At 77.9% G+C, this 1,509-nt stretch carries 1 protein-coding gene and 1 pseudogene; both read right to left on the reverse strand.

The features are described 5' to 3' along the window. Nucleotides 1-1,168 (reverse strand): annotated as a pseudogene (locus tag G3I53_RS06615) (ABC transporter permease); the annotation flags it as partial. 1 nt (nucleotide 1,169) lies between these two features. Then, a partial coding sequence (locus G3I53_RS06620; RefSeq protein ID WP_164438111.1) for an ABC transporter permease occupies nucleotides 1,170-1,509 on the reverse strand: 340 nt, incomplete at its 5' end.

Here is a 1,509-nt window from a genome sequence, read left to right on the forward strand (position 1 = left end):
CGGCGGTCTCCGCGAGCAGCCGGCCGCCGAGGCCGGTCAGTGAGCCGCCGCGGGCCCGCAGCAGGGTGAGTTCGGCGCGCCGCCGGCCGGCGGCGAGTCCGCCCGCCATCAGCAGGACCACGGCGGCGACCGTGCCGGTGCCGAAGGCGGCGACGGCGACGAGCGGGCCGATGGCCGTGCGCAGCCTCTCGTAGTGGGCGAGCACCTCGTCCAGGTCGCTGGTGGCGGACACGAGCGGTGAGGTGGCCTCGCGCACCCGCTGGAGCGCGGGGCCGGACTCGGTGGCCGCGACGGCGGTCCGCAGCCGGGGCACGTCGTGGCCGTGCAGGCTGTCGACGGCGGGGGCGAGGTTCCAGTAGCGGTACGGCTCGGTGGCCGTGCCCAGCAGGGCGGGGGCGGCGTCCGGCGGCAGCAGCAGCGCGCCCTTCCAGTACTGCCGCAGCTCCGGGTCGCCGTACAGGACGGTCAGGACCGGGTTGCGCATCAGGGGCGCGACGGACCAGTACGAGCCCCGGGGGTTGCGCGGCTCGACGATGCCGGTGACGCGGATCTCCAGCGGGTCCCGCTGCACGCCGGGGAAGCGCAGGACGGAGCCGACCTCGATGTTCAGGCGCCGGGCGGTGTCGGTGCTGACGGCGCCCTCGACGCGAGGCGTGCGGGCGGTGACGTCCCCGGGGGCCCGCGGCATTCGGCCGGCGGCCAGCCGGGAGTGCTCGGCGAGCCCGCTCTGCGCGACCACGTCGAGGCGCGGGGGCAGCCCGTCCGGGCGGGGCAGCCAGGGCTCGGCCATCTCCTGCGGCTCGGTGCTGCGCACACCGGAGGCGGACTGGGCCCGGTCGAGGGGCAGGGAGCGGCCGGTCGCGCCGAGGATGCCGGCGTGGTCCTTCTCCAGCGCGGCCCCGCGCAGTCCCGCGTCGCGTTCCGGCGCGGGCGCCCCGTAGTCCGGCGGGGCGTTGAACTGCACGACCGTGCGGCCCGCCCCGGCCGACTCGACGGCCTGCCGCAGGCCGGTGTCGCCGTACCGGTCGACCGACCGGGGCAGCGCGGCCGCCAGGAACGCGGTCACCGCCACCAGCAGCGCCAGGGCGAGCGCGGTGCCGGGGGCGGTGCGCAGGCGGGTGCGCACCCAGGGGGCGATCACCTTGGACCTCGGGGACCGGACGGTCACCTCACTCACCTCCCCGTTCCCGCAGCGACGTCACCGGGTCGGCGCGGCGCAGCGAGAGCACCGCCGTCACCACCAGCGGGACGGCCGCCACCGCGGCCAGCAGCACGGCCACCCGCCCGGCGGGCAGCTCCACCAGAACCTGCGGCACCGGCCGGGCCGCCTCCGACGTCAGCATGATCAGCGGGATCACGGCCCGCGCGAGGACCGCGCCGAGCAGTACGCCCACGGCCAGTGCCAGCCCGACCAGCACCCCGTGTTCGACGAGCACCACCCGGGCCAGCCGCCGCCGGGAGGCGCCGAGGGCGCGCAGCACCGCGAACTCCGCCGACCGCTCGCGCAGC

It is taken from the genome of Streptomyces sp. SID14436 (genome assembly GCF_010548465.1).
GTDB lineage: Bacteria > Actinomycetota > Actinomycetes > Streptomycetales > Streptomycetaceae > Streptomyces.